This is a genomic window from Oerskovia jenensis, from assembly GCF_016907235.1.
GTDB classification, from domain to species: domain Bacteria; phylum Actinomycetota; class Actinomycetes; order Actinomycetales; family Cellulomonadaceae; genus Oerskovia; species Oerskovia jenensis.
The window spans coordinates 1,128,568-1,140,733 of the sequence record NZ_JAFBBO010000001.1 but is presented as its reverse complement, the minus strand read 5'-3'; the positions used below and the strand labels follow the sequence as shown (position 1 = coordinate 1,140,733).

The window sequence follows — 12,166 nt, the reverse complement described above, 5'->3', positions numbered from 1 at the left end:
ATGGGTCCTCATGACCAGTGCAACCGTTTGCAGCAACGCTTACATCGTCGAGGGAACGCTCGGCGCACTGCCGACGGTGACGCTCGTCCACCCCTCCGGAGCGGAGCTCACGGTCGCCCTGCGCGGCGCGACCGTCCTCGCCTGGCGGGCCCCCTGGAGCCGGTCGTCTGCGGCGTCGCGCGACCTCGCCGACCTCGTCGACGGCTACGCGACCGAGCAGGCGCTCCTCGCCCAGGACGCGACGCGGTCCGGCCTGATGTTCCCCTTCGCGAACCGCATCGCGGACGGCACCTACGTGTTCGACGGCGCCACGCACCACGTCCCGCCGGTCGCCCCGGGAGAGATCCAGACCATGCACGGGTTCGCGCGCGTGCTCGACTGGGAGGTCGTTCCGGACGACGAGGGTGCCCCGCACGGCACCGATGGCGTCGACGGGACAGGCGCCCCCGGTGCCGCGCGCAGCCCGGGCGACGCGACCGAGGCGGAGCCCGTGGTCCTGACCCTCTCGACCGAGGTCCGAGGCGCCGACGTCGCCGGCTACCCGTTCGACCTCGAGACCAGGATCCGCTTCGCGCTGACCGAGCGCACGCTCGACGTCACGTGGACGTACCGCAACACCGGGAGGCGCGCGGCGCCCGTCACGGCCGGATGGCACCCCTACTTCCGCGTCCCCGGCCACGACACGATCGACGGCCTGGAGCTGTACGTCCCGGCTCGCGCGACGGTCGCGACCGACGCGGGCCTGCTCCCGCTCGACGGTGAGGCGGCCCGGGTGGTGCGTGACGCCGTCGGGCCGGTGGCTCTTGCCGGGACGTGTCTCGACACCGCCTTCACCGACCTCGTGACCGACGCGGACGGGCGCGCGAGGACGCGCGTCCTCGACCCGTCGACCGGCGAGGGCCTCGAGCTGTGGCAGGAGCGCGGCAACATGCACGTGTACACGGGCGACGGGCTCGACGAGCGGGCGCGCGCCTCGATCGCGCTCGAACCCGTCGAGAGCCTGACGAACGCGTTCAACCGCGAGGACTGCGCGCAGGACGTGCGCCTCGCGCCGGGGGAGGAGCGCGTGTTCCGTTTCGGGGTCGGGATCGTCGCTCCGCACCGCTCCTGACCGCGCCAGGGCGCCCGATTTGGCGCCCTGGCTCCCGTCCCGTAAGGTTGTGTTTACCGACGCGGGGTGGAGCAGCTCGGTAGCTCGCTGGGCTCATAACCCAGAGGTCGCAGGTTCAAATCCTGCCCCCGCTACAAGGGAAGGCCCGGTTCAGCAGAAATGCTGAACCGGGCCTTCGTCATTCCCTGGGAGAGGCCTGTTCCGACGCCGGCCGGTCAGGCGGGTGGACGGTCCGCGCGAGGCGGAGCGGCACGGGACCGGGCTGCCAGGACGGCGCTCCGCCCGGACAGGTGTGACGTGCCCGACAGGCGTCCTGGTCAAGGCTCGGGCGAAACGTCGCGTAGAGTGGTGTTCACCGACGCGGGGTGGAGCAGCTCGGTAGCTCGCTGGGCTCATAACCCAGAGGTCGCAGGTTCAAATCCTGCCCCCGCTACAAAGGAAGGCCCGGTTCAGCAGGAATGCTGAACCGGGCCTTCGTCATTCCCGGGACCACGCCGAGGGCGCAGGGCGCACGGGGCCGCGTCAGTCGGCGAGAGCGAAGCCCGTCGTCCACTGGGTCGCGCCGGAGCCTGCGAGCGTCATCTGGACGAAGCCGAGGGCCTCGAGCTCGCGGGCGCGCTTGAGCGACCCGGCGTCGACGCCCTTGAGGCCGCCCGCGCGGACGAGCTCGACGAGCGTGGCCTTGGCGTCGTTGTCGTCGCCCGCGACGAGCACGGTGGTCGACTGGTCGGCGACCTTGCCGCTCGCGAGGGTCGAGGCGAAGTTCGTGTTGAACGCCTTGACGACCGTGGCGGTAGGGGCGAGCGCGGCGATCTGGGCGGCGGCCGAGGAGTCGGCGGGCACGACGAGCGAGTCGAACGTCGCGAAGTCGACGGGGTTGGTCGGGTCGACGAGGACCTTGCCGTCGAGCCGGCCGGCGTACTGCGCGAGGACCTCGGGAACGGCCGGGTAGGGGAGCGCGAGGACCACGAGGTCGCCCGTGATCTCGTCGCCGACGACGCCCGAGGTGAACGTGTCGCCGCTGCCGAGCGCGGCGGCCTTCTCGGCGTCGCGCGCCAGGACCTGGACCTGTGCGCCGGCGTCGAGGCCGATGCGCGCCACGCCTGCTGCGATGTTCCCTGCGCCGATGATCGTGATGCTGGTCATGAAGTCCTCCGGGGCTGCGACGCCGGTACCGGACCGGCGCGATTGGTTGTCGATACAACTAACGTAGACCCGCTTAGTTGTCGTGTCAACCATTGTCGGTAGACTGGTCCCATGACCGACGACGTGCGATGGCTCTCCCCCCGCGAGCTGCGGACCTGGATGCGCCTCCAGGCCGTCTCCGAGCTCCTCCCCGGCGTGCTCGACGCGCAGCTCCAGCGCGACGCGCAGCTCACCCACTTCGAGTACCTCGTGCTCGCGATGCTCTCCGAGGCGCCCGACCGCACGCTGCGCATGACGGACCTCGCGCTCAAGACCAACGCGACCCTGCCCCGCCTGTCGCACGTCGTGAAGCGCCTCGAGGGTCGCGGCTACGTCGAGCGCTCGCCCTGCCCCGAGGACCGCCGGGCCACGCTCGCGGTCCTGACCGACGCCGGGTGGGACAAGGTCGTCGCGACGGCCCCCGGCCACGTCGACACGGTGCGCGAGCACATCATCGACCGCCTCACCCCGGAGCAGGTCGACCAGCTCGACCAGATCGCGCGCTCGATCCTCGAGTCGCTCGACACCGAGGGGCGCCTCGACGCCCTCCATCTGCCCGAGGACTGAGCGTCGGCGCGACGCTGCGACGGTGTGACGCGCCCCACCGTCTCACCCTGCGTCCCGCCCATGTCTCACCGCATGGGACCGGCGTAGAGTCGACCTCCGGCGAGTCCCGGCAGCACGCGTCACCCGCGGCCGTCCGGAGCCGCCTCGTCACCCTCCTGACCCCGGAAGGTCCTCATGCGCCGCCTGAACGCCGTGCTGCCCGTCGCAGCCGTCTCGACCGCCCTGCTCCTCGCGGGCTGCTCCGCCGACGACTCCTCGAACGACGCCGGATCGGCCGGCTCGACGCCCACGTGCGAGCCGGGCGCGCTGCCCACGCACACCGACGGCAAGCTCACGGTCGCCGCGGGCGAGGCGTACTCGCCCTGGTACATCGGTGAGCACGACAGCGGCGAGGGCTTCGAGTCCGCGCTCGTCTACGAGGTCGCCGACCGGCTCGGGTACGCCGCGGACGACGTCGAGTGGGAGCTCGTGACGTTCGAGCAGATCGTCAGCCCCAGCATCAAGGAGTTCGACTTCGCGGCCTGGCAGACGTCCGTCTCGGACGAGCGCCGCAAGGCCGTCGACTTCTCGAGCCCCTACCTCACGACGCGCCAGGGCGTGATCGTGCAGGAGGCCGGCCCGTACGCCTCGGCCACGACGCTCGACGAGCTCAAGGACCTGCGCATCGGCGTCACGGCCGCCCAGACGAGCCTCACGCTCGCGAAGGCCGCGTTCGGCGACGACGCGAACATCGTCCCGTTCAACGGTGCGGGCGACGGCATGACGGCCCTGCAGTCGGGCACGATCGACGTCATGGTCATGGACGTCGACCAGGGCGTCGCGGCCTCGACCGAGTACTTCCCCGACTCCGTCGTCATCGGCACCCTGCCGGACCAGGGCACGGTCGAGCAGTACGGCCTGGTCCTGGACCTGGGCTCGGTGCTCACCGACTGCGTCTCGGCCGCGGTCGACTCGCTCGAGGAGGACGGCACGCTCGCCGAGCTGCGCACCACGTGGCTCAAGTCGGACGACATCCCCGAGCTGGGCTGAGGTGAGCGGGGGCGCGTCGGGCGTCGCACCGCCCGAGGACAGCAAGCCCGACGGCGGCGCTCACCCCGGGACCGCAGCCTGGACCCCGTCCCCGCTCGCGGTGGCGAGGGACTCCTATCGGCGCGCGCGGCGCCGTCGGGCAGCGTGGGTGTCCACGGTCTCGACCGTGGTCGTGGTCGCGGTCCTGTACGTCGTGGTGACCACGGCCCCCGGGTGGGAGCGCACGCGCGACGCGTTCTTCTCCCCGGCCAGCGCGTGGGACTCGCTGCCCGCGATCGCCGAGGGGCTGTGGCTCAACCTGCGGGTGTGGGTCGTGGCGTCGGTCGTCGGGATGGTGCTGGGGATGACGCTCGCCGTGATCCGCACGAGCCGCATCCCGGCGCTGTTCCCGCTGCGCGCGTTCGCGGTCGCGTACGTCGACGTGTTCCGCGGGGTGCCGCTGCTGCTCGTGCTGCTGCTCGTCGGGTTCGGGCTGCCGGCGCTGCGCCTCGAGTGGCTCCCGACGTCGGGGGCGTTCCTCGGCGCGCTCGCGATCATCCTCACCTACACCGCGTACCTCGCCGAGGTGTTCCGCGCCGGGATCGAGTCGGTGCACCCGTCCCAGGTCTCGGCCGCACGCTCGCTCGGGCTGACCCGCGCGCAGACGACCCGCACGGTCGTGCTGCCGCAGGCCGTGCGCCACGTGACCGCGCCGCTCGCGAGCAACCTCGTCTCGCTCCAGAAGGACTCGGGGCTCATCTCGATCCTGGGCGCCGTGGACGCGATCCGGGCCGCGCAGATCGCGGCGTCGGGCAGCTACAACTTCACGCCCTACGTCGTGGCGGGCGTCCTGTTCCTGCTCGTCTCGATCCCGCTCACGCGCGTCGTCGACGTCTACTCGGCGCGCCAGGGCTGGCGCGGGTCGCTCGCGACCGTGAGCGGGGCGGGGGCCATCCGATGAGCCACCTGCTGTCCCTGCGCGGGATCCGCAAGACGTACGGCGAGCGCCTCGTGCTCGACGGGATCGACCTCGACGTCGACGAGCACCGCTGCGTCGTGCTCGTCGGGGCGTCCGGGTCGGGCAAGTCGACGCTGCTGCGCGTCGTGAACCTCCTGGAGGAGATCGATGACGGCGAGATCCTGCTCGACGGGCAGGACGTCGCCGACCCGCGCCTCGACGCGAACGCCGTCCGGGCGCGCATGGGCCTGGTCTTCCAGTCGTACAACCTGTTCCCGCACATGAAGGTCATCGACAACGTGACCCTCGCCCCGCGCCTCGTGCACAAGCGGGGTCGCGCCGAGGCGGAGGCCGCGGCCGAGGTCATGCTGCGCCGCGTCGGGCTCGCGCACCGCATGACGGCCTACCCCGACCAGCTCAGCGGCGGGGAGCAGCAGCGCGCGGCGATCGCGCGGGCGCTCGTGTCCTCGCCCGAGCTCCTGCTGCTCGACGAGGTCACCTCGGCGCTCGACCCCGAGCTCGTGGGCGAGGTCCTGGACCTGCTCGCGGACCTGCGCGCCGAGGGTGTGACCATGCTCGTCGCGACCCACGAGATGGGCTTCGCGCGCGAGGTCGCCGACGAGGTCTGCTTCCTGCACCAGGGCCGTGTGCACGAGCGCGGCACGCCCGAGCAGGTCCTGGGCGACCCGCAGCGCGGACGGACCCGGGAGTTCCTGCGCCGGTTGCGCTGACCGGGCCGCGGAGACGCCGCCCTTCCGTGCGGGCCGCACGGCGCGCATCATGGAAGCAGGTTCCTCAGCGGGGAGGCACGACATGTTGGCAGCGGTCGGAGACAGGATCATCCGGGCCTCGGGGGTCGTCGGCGGTGCGGTCCGCGACGGCATGGTCGTCGAGGTCCAGCACGAGGACGGCTCACCGCCCTACCTGGTCGAGTGGGCCGACACGGGCGAACGGACGCTCGTCTACCCGGGCCCCGACACCATGGTCCGCGCCCCCGTCGAGGGCGCCGAGGCGCACGAGGTCGCCGTCCCGGTGCACGCGAAGTCCTGGCACGTCCAGGTGAGCCTCGTCGAGAGCGAAGGACGCACGACGGCGGAGGCCATCCTGGTCGGCGACGTCCCGTCCGAGCTCCACGCCGTGGGCAGGGCCCGCAAGGACCCCGGGGACGTCGAGATCGAGGCCATCGGCGACCACGTCGCCGCGGCCCGCGCGCTGCGCGCGCTCGCGGACCGGTTGCTCGGCATCGCGGAGACGGAGATCGAGGGGTCGACGGGAGTACCCGCGCACGTGCACCACTGAGCGCGCAGTCCTCGGGCCGTCGCCCCCGGCCCTGCGTCCCGCGACCTCGCATCAGCGGGGCCGCTGCGCGCTCCCTCCAGGTAGGCCCGCCGACGGCGACGGGAGGGTTCGAGGAGGAACCATGAAGCGCCTGGTGCTCTGCTGCGACGGCACGTGGAACTCGCCCGTCCGCGCGAGCGTGTCGAACATCGAGAAGATCGCCCGGTCGGTCCACACGGGGATCGGGCCCGACGGGGTCCAGCAGATGGTGTTCTCGGTCGAGGGCGTCGGTGCCCGGGGCTACCGGGTCGACGCGCTGCTGGGCGGGGCGTTCGGCTACGGGCTCACCCGGAACGTCGTCGCGAGCTACCGCGACCTCGCACTGAACTACGAGCCCGACGACGAGGTCTACGTCTTCGGGTTCAGCCGCGGTGCGTACACGGCCCGCAGCGTCGCCGGGATGATCGCGAGCGTCGGCCTGCTCACCGCGGACGCCCTCGCCGACCGCGGCGCGGGCAACCTGCTGGCGGACGCCGAGTCGCTGTATCGCGACCACTCGCCCGGCAGGCGTGCCCGGGTCTCGCAGTTCCGCGAGAAGTACTGCTACCCCCAGGTGCCCATCACGTTCCTCGGGGTCTTCGACACGGTCGGTGCCCTCGGTGTCCCGGGGATCACCCGCCGCAAGAGCCGGTTCCACGACGTGCGCCTGTCGAGCATGGTGCAGTGCGCGCGTCAGGCGCTGGCCATCGACGAACGGCGGCTCACGTTCGAGCCGTGCCTGTGGGACGTCCCGGCCGACGACGACCGGCCGGGCGGCGTCAAGCAGGTCTGGTTCCCGGGCGCGCACAGCGACGTGGGTGGTGGGAACGCCTCGCCCGGGCTGTCCGACGTCGCGCTCCTGTGGATGATGGGCGAGGCCGCGGCGTGCGGGCTCACGTTCTACCCCGACCGGGTCCTCGCGCAGCTCGGCGACGACTCCGAGCTCGTCGGCAGCTTCACGCCACGGACGGTGTACCGCCTGCTCAACACCGCCAAGCGATGGAAGCACCGCCCCCGGTTCAGGGGGACCCGCCGACTGCTCGCCGGCGTCCCCCTCGCGGCGGGCTACGTCGACGACGTGCGGATCTCCGACTTCGCCCTCGCGCTCAGCGCCGACCCCACGTCCACCTACGCGGAGCACGCCGTGAACATCGCCTGGTGGAAGGAGGCGGCGGGCGGCGACCTCGCCGTCGAGCCCGTGCCGACGCTCACGGACGTCCCCCGGCGGCTCGTGCTGACCTGACGGGTGGCGCGTGCAGCACTGCCGGGTCAGCCTGGAGACGGTGACGCGTCGCGCCGCCGGTCGTCGTCGCCCCACGGGGCGCTCGCGGAAGGAGCGAGACATGGCATGGCTGGACGCGATCGGAGACCTCAACTGGTGGGCCGTGCTCGTGGCCACGCTCTCGACGTTCGTCGTCGGGTTCCTGTTCTACTCGACCGGGGCGCTGGGCTGGCAGTGGGCGAGCCTCGTCGGGCTGACCGAGGAGGAGATGAACAGCAGCGCGGGCGCCGGACCGCGGTTCGCCGCCACGGGCGTCGCCTCGCTCCTCACGGCGATCCTGCTGGGGGCGCTGATCCTCGCGACCGGCCTCGACGGGCTGTGGGAAGGACTGCTGTTCGGCGCGGTGGTCGGCGTGGTGTTCCGCGCCGGGGCCCACGTGATCCACAACGGGTTCGCGCGCCTGCCCGCGCGGCTGACCCTGATCGACGGCTTGCACGACGTGGTCGCGCTCGCGGTCATGGGCGCGATCCTGGGGCTGTGGCAGTAGGCGTGGCGGGCACCGACGAGCAGGCCACGGGTGACCGGACCACGGGCGAGGAGGTGGCCGCCCACGCAGCGGAAGCACACGACGCGGCACCCGCCCGACCCGAGGAGGCCGGGTTCCGCGCGATCGTGCACGGGCACGTCCAGGGCGTCGGCTTCCGGTGGGCGACGACCCGCCAGGCCGCCGCGCTGGGGCTGGCGTGCGACGCGCAGAACCTTCCCGACGGGACCGTGCTCGTGACGGCGCGCGGCGAGGCCGCTGCCGTCGCGACGCTGCGGGACTGGCTCCGCGGCGGCCGGACGCCCGGAGAGGTGACGCGCATCGACGAGGACCCGGTGTGATGCTGGGGGACATGACCTCGCCCGCAGAACGTCCTGATCCGACGACCCGCCCCGGAGCAGAGCTCGTCCCGCCCGACGCGCACGTCTTCGGTGACCCCGACGCCCCCGTGACGATCGTCGAGTTCGGCGACTTCGAGTGCCCCTACTGCCACGACGCGGCCCCCGTCCTGCGGACGGTCGTCGAGGAGTCCGGCGGCCAGGTCCGGCTCGTCTTCCGCCACTTCCCGCTGTTCGAGGTCCACCCCTACGCGCTCACGGCGGCGCTCGCGGCCGAGGCAGCCGGTGCGCAGGGCAGGTTCTGGGACATGCACGACCTCCTGTTCGCGCACCAGGACCGGCTCGACGACGTTGGGCTCGCGCACTGGGCGCAGAAGCTGGGGCTGGACGGCGCGAGCGTCGTCGGCGACGCGGCCCAGCAGCACGGTGACGTGGTCGAGCGCGACTACCTGGCGGGGGGCGCGCTGGGAGTGCGCGGGACCCCGACGGTGTACGTCGACGGCGAGCGGTACCGCGGCCGGGTCACCGAGGACGGCGTCCGGGCGGCGGTCGCCGCCGCGCTCGCGGACGCGGGACGGGCGGCGGGTTCGGCGACCGGTCAGGGCGCCTGAGCCGAAGGGGCGTCCGAGTCCTTCCTCGGGGCTGCCGGGCCACCCACGGGCACGGTCGGGATCAGCCGCGCGAAGAACAGCGCCGTCAGTGCCACGAGGGCGAGCACCGCGAGGCTCGTCCGCAGGCCCGTGATGCGTGCGGTCTCGTTCTCCTCGGTCAGGGCGGTGACCTCCTCGGGCGGGAGCCCTGCGCTCGTGAGCGCCTCCTCGACCTGCGCGTCGGAGATGAACGGGACGCCGCCCGCGAGCTCGACCTGGGCCGTCGCGGCGATCTCGGTCCGCACCGCGGGGTTGTTCGCGACCCCGGTGAGGAAGGTCGCCGTGAGGCCCGCGATGAGGACGGACCCGGCGAGCGCCGTCCCGAGCGACGCCCCCAGGTTGGTCAGGGTGTTCTGCAGGCCGCCGACGTCGCCGCTCTCCTCGTCGGGCACGGCCGAGACGGTCACGGCCCCGAGCTGCGAGGCCAGCGCCCCGACCCCGAGCCCCGCGAGGGCGAGCGGGACCGTGACGACCTCGGGCCCGGCACCGACCTCGAGCCCGGCGAGCAGGCTCACGATCCCGGCGAGCAGGGCTGCCACGCCCCACCGCACGACCGTGCGGGGCGAGGCGCGCGGGAAGAAGCGGGGGATCCCCACCGCCGCGAGCAGGAGCGTCACGGACAGGGGCAGGAGCCGGATGCCGGTGTCCAGCGCGGAGAGCCCGAGGGCGACCGACAGGTACAGGGGGACCGTGAAGAACAGCCCCGCCTGGAGCATGAACTGGAAGAAGAACATCGTCAGCCCGCCGTTGAGCTGGGCGTTGCGCAGCATGTCGGGCCGCACGAGCGGTTCCTTGCCCGCTGCGACGACGCGGTGCTCCCACGCGAAGAACAGTCGCACGATCAGCATCCCGGCCAGGATCAGCCAGATGGTCGGGGACAGGCCGAGCCACGACGGCCCGCCCGGCCGGGTCTGGACCCAGCCCCACTCGCCCGAGCGCAGCACGCCGAACACCGCGATGCCGAGCCCGACCGCGGACAGCGCCGCGCCGACCAGGTCGAGCCGGAACCGCGGCCCGAGCGGCGCGTCGGCGATCCGGCGCGTGAGCAGCAGGATCACGGCGACGATCACGACCTCGCCGACGAACACGTAGCGCCACGTCCAGTACGTCGTGACGAGCCCGCCCACGAGCGGCCCGGCGGCCACCGCGATGGCCCCCGCGGACGCGACCAGCCCGTAGGCGCGCGGCCGGTCGGGGGCCGCGAAGTTGGAGGCGACGAGCGCGACGATCGCGGGCATGATGAGCGCCGCGCCGATCCCCTCGAGCACGGACCAGCCGAGGATCAGCACCCCGAGGTTCGGCGCGAGGGCGGTCGTGAAGGACCCGCACGCGTAGATGATGCACCCGAGCACGAACGCCCGACGGCGCCCGATCAGCCCGCCGACCTTGCCGCCCGGGATCATGAGCGTGGCCATGACGAGCGTGTAGAGCGTGATGGCGGTCTGGATGCCCGTGACCGTGGTGCCCACGTCCTGCGCGACCTGGGCGATCGACACGTTCATGACCGAGCTGTCGAGCGTCATGACGAACTGGCCCGAGGCGAGCGTCAGCAGGACGATTCCCGTGGCGCGCTCAGCGGTACGAGCCACGGCCTGCTCCGGTGCTGCACGAGCCCATGGTCGCCCCCGGTCGTCTGCGTCGCGGCGGCGGGTCGTCGTCGGCCCGCCGTGAGTCTCAGTGTGTCGCCCGAGGGGCGGACGGGCCACCGCACGGCGGAGCCACCGCACGAGGACCTGCGCGCGAGGGGCCTACACCCCGCCGTCCTCGATCGCCTCGGGTGCGCGCCACGGCCGGGGTGGCAGCCCGGGCGGCGGCCCGGGGGACTCGGGCGAGCACAGGGGCAGGCGTTCGCCCAGGATGCGCAGCGTCACGGACCCGGCGACGGCCGCGACGAGCGACCCCGCGAGGATCCCGATCTTTGCCTGCTCGATGAGCGCCTCGTCGTCGAACGCGAGCTCGGCGATGAACAACGAGATGGTGAACCCGATCCCCGCGAGCATCGCGCCGCCCAGCAGGTGCGAGTAGCGCACCCGGCCGGGCAGGTCGCCCAGGTTCAGCCGCAGGGCCAGGGCCGAGGCACCGAAGATCCCGACGGCGTTGCCCACCACGAGCGCGACCGCGACCCCGATCGTCAGCCGCGACGTCATCGCGGCCGACAGCGACTCGGCGTCGAGCTGCACGCCCGCGTTCGCCAGCCCGAACACGGGCACCACGACGTAGGCGCTCCACGGGTGCAGGACGCGCTGGAGCCGGTCGCTCGCGGGCACGGCCGCGCGTGCGGCGAGCTCGGTCAGGTGCTCGCGCTCCGCCGTCGTCTCCTCACGCAGGCGCTGGGCGTACCCCGGGACGTCGTCGACCTGGTCCGGGCGGGCCCGGCGCGAGGGGACGAGCAGCCCGACCAGGACGCCCGCGAGCGTCGCGTGGACGCCCGAGGCGTACACCGCGAGCCACAGCGCGATGCCCACGCCCACGTAGGGCGCGAGGCGCCAGACCCCGAGCCAGCGCATCACGAGCATGCCCGCGACGAGGGCGCCCGCGATCGCGAGGCCGGGCAGCCACACACCGTCGTTGTAGAAGACGGCCATGACCGTGATGGCGCCGATGTCGTCGACGACCGCGAGGGTCAGCAGGAACAGCCGCAGCCGGTCGGGGCAGCGCGGGCCGAACAGCGCGAGGACCCCCACGAGGAACGCCGTGTCGGTCGACATGACCACGCCCCAGCCGTGCTGCGCGTCGGTGCCCGCGTTGAACGCGAGATAGACGAGCGCGGGGACGAGCAGCCCGCCCAGCGCGCCGAGCGCGGGCACCGCGACGGTCCGCCGGTTGCGGAGCTCGCCGCTCGTGACCTCACGGTTGATCTCGAGCCCGATCACGAGGAAGAAGACGGCCATCGCGGCGTCGTTGACCCAGTGGTGCAGGTCCATGTCGAGCGACCAGTCGCCCAGGTGGATCCCGGCCGTGGTGGCCCACAGGTCGTCGTACGCGGCCGACCACGCCGAGTTCGCCCAGACGAGCGCGATCACCGTCGCGGCGAGCAGCAGGACCGCGCCGCCCGCCTCGGTCGCGAGGAACTGCCGGACCGCGGGCGCGACCGGTCTCACGGGGAAGCGCAGCGGTGGTCCCGGTCGCTGGTCGAGCGTCGGGAGGAGCGGACGCCCGCCGGGCTGCGCCGGCGGGACCGGGGGAGTGGACGTCACCGCTCCAAGGTCGCAGCGCGCGACGCGCGGCGCAACCGTCGGACCGGCACGCTCGTGACCCGCGGATCG

13 protein-coding genes and 2 tRNA genes are annotated in these 12,166 nt (G+C 73.0%); 12 read left to right on the top strand and 3 right to left on the bottom strand.

The features are described from left to right. Window positions 1-10 precede the first annotated feature (10 nt). The 3 genes from JOD49_RS05215 (at window position 11) to JOD49_RS05205 (ending at window position 1,544) form a co-directional block, all read left to right on the top strand. Window positions 11-1,111 carry an aldose 1-epimerase gene (locus JOD49_RS05215; RefSeq protein WP_205306253.1) on the top strand — a complete coding sequence of 367 codons (1,101 nt, stop codon included), beginning with the start codon at window positions 11-13 and terminating at the stop codon, window positions 1,109-1,111. A gap of 60 nt (window positions 1,112-1,171) precedes the next feature. Next, window positions 1,172-1,245: transfer RNA gene (locus JOD49_RS05210), tRNA-Met, on the top strand. 225 nt (window positions 1,246-1,470) lie between these two features. Beyond that, window positions 1,471-1,544 (top strand) — tRNA-Met (locus JOD49_RS05205). Between the two features lie 89 nt (window positions 1,545-1,633). Here the strand turns inward: JOD49_RS05205 and JOD49_RS05200 are convergent. Next, window positions 1,634-2,257 (bottom strand): NADPH-dependent F420 reductase, encoded by a 624-nt coding sequence (locus JOD49_RS05200; RefSeq protein ID WP_205306252.1) that lies wholly within the window; start codon window positions 2,255-2,257, stop codon window positions 1,634-1,636. Window positions 2,258-2,368: 111 nt separating this feature from the next. On the opposite strand from JOD49_RS05200, the gene JOD49_RS05195 reads away from it, so the two are divergent. The 9 genes from JOD49_RS05195 to JOD49_RS05155 all read left to right on the top strand — a co-directional run bounded on the left by JOD49_RS05195 (window position 2,369) and on the right by JOD49_RS05155 (window position 8,861). Continuing rightward, window positions 2,369-2,863, top strand: coding sequence for a MarR family winged helix-turn-helix transcriptional regulator (locus JOD49_RS05195; protein ID WP_205306251.1), 495 nt, complete (start codon window positions 2,369-2,371; stop codon window positions 2,861-2,863). A 174-nt stretch (window positions 2,864-3,037) separates the two neighbouring features. Then, window positions 3,038-3,892 (top strand): ABC transporter substrate-binding protein, encoded by an 855-nt coding sequence (locus tag JOD49_RS05190; protein ID WP_205306250.1) that lies wholly within the window; start codon window positions 3,038-3,040, stop codon window positions 3,890-3,892. A gap of 1 nt (window position 3,893) precedes the next feature. Beyond that, window positions 3,894-4,832 (top strand): amino acid ABC transporter permease, encoded by a 939-nt coding sequence (locus tag JOD49_RS05185; RefSeq protein ID WP_205306249.1) that lies wholly within the window; start codon window positions 3,894-3,896, stop codon window positions 4,830-4,832. Beyond that, entirely contained in the window at window positions 4,829-5,560 is a 732-nt protein-coding gene (locus JOD49_RS05180; RefSeq protein WP_205306248.1) for an amino acid ABC transporter ATP-binding protein, read from the top strand. Before JOD49_RS05185 ends, JOD49_RS05180 begins: the two co-directional genes overlap by 4 nt. A gap of 82 nt (window positions 5,561-5,642) precedes the next feature. After that, window positions 5,643-6,128, top strand: coding sequence for a dsRBD fold-containing protein (locus JOD49_RS05175; protein WP_205306247.1), 486 nt, complete (start codon window positions 5,643-5,645; stop codon window positions 6,126-6,128). A gap of 121 nt (window positions 6,129-6,249) precedes the next feature. Then, window positions 6,250-7,389, top strand: coding sequence for a T6SS phospholipase effector Tle1-like catalytic domain-containing protein (locus JOD49_RS05170; protein ID WP_205306246.1), 1,140 nt, complete (start codon window positions 6,250-6,252; stop codon window positions 7,387-7,389). Window positions 7,390-7,489: 100 nt separating this feature from the next. Next, the gene (locus tag JOD49_RS05165; RefSeq protein WP_205306245.1) at window positions 7,490-7,915 is read left to right on the top strand and encodes a DUF1761 domain-containing protein; all 426 of its coding nucleotides are present in this window, start codon (window positions 7,490-7,492) and stop codon (window positions 7,913-7,915) included. Beyond that, the gene (locus tag JOD49_RS20675) at window positions 7,906-8,253 is read left to right on the top strand and encodes an acylphosphatase (RefSeq protein ID WP_307822403.1); all 348 of its coding nucleotides are present in this window, start codon (window positions 7,906-7,908) and stop codon (window positions 8,251-8,253) included. The genes JOD49_RS05165 and JOD49_RS20675 overlap by 10 nt, the downstream gene beginning before the upstream one ends. Window positions 8,254-8,264: 11 nt before the next feature. Continuing rightward, entirely contained in the window at window positions 8,265-8,861 is a 597-nt protein-coding gene (locus JOD49_RS05155; RefSeq protein WP_205306244.1) for a DsbA family protein, read from the top strand. Here the strand turns inward: JOD49_RS05155 and JOD49_RS05150 are convergent. Then, window positions 8,849-10,489 (bottom strand): MFS transporter, encoded by a 1,641-nt coding sequence (locus JOD49_RS05150; protein ID WP_307822402.1) that lies wholly within the window; start codon window positions 10,487-10,489, stop codon window positions 8,849-8,851. The two genes, JOD49_RS05155 and JOD49_RS05150, sit on opposite strands and share 13 nt — an antisense overlap. Before the next feature lie 159 nt (window positions 10,490-10,648). Beyond that, window positions 10,649-12,097, bottom strand: a complete 1,449-nt coding sequence (gene nhaA / locus JOD49_RS05145) for a Na+/H+ antiporter NhaA (RefSeq protein ID WP_205306243.1) — start codon at window positions 12,095-12,097, stop codon at window positions 10,649-10,651. Between the last annotated feature and the right edge of the window lie 69 nt (window positions 12,098-12,166).